The 271-nt window shown below is 44.6% G+C and carries 1 protein-coding gene; it reads right to left on the minus strand.

The window, feature by feature from the left end:
• The coding region (locus R2R70_RS20375; RefSeq protein WP_410978958.1) for a hypothetical protein at positions 1 to 271 on the minus strand (271 nt) is incomplete at both ends.

Consider the following 271-nt stretch of genomic DNA (forward strand, 5'->3'; position numbering starts at 1 on the left):
TGAACCAATTTCCACCTTTTGTTCCTTCTTTGTAGAAAGGTAAGCCCATTACTTGCTGTGTTTTTTCACCAGAAAGAACCTCGGTTCCTTTAGGTAGGTTCATTAATGTGTCTGTAGATGGAGACAAGCCCATGCTTCCGTCAGGCGTGCGGAATAATTCAGGCATACCGCCATCTCCTAAAATTGCAAGTCCTCCAGGATGACCACCTGTTCCTTTTGCATACTTAGGTGGAGTCCATTTAGGTATTTGACTGTCTTTTGGTACGCCCAC

Source organism: Cobetia sp. SIMBA_158, from assembly GCF_046566945.1.
Taxonomy (GTDB): Bacteria; Pseudomonadota; Gammaproteobacteria; order Pseudomonadales; family Halomonadaceae; genus Cobetia; species Cobetia amphilecti.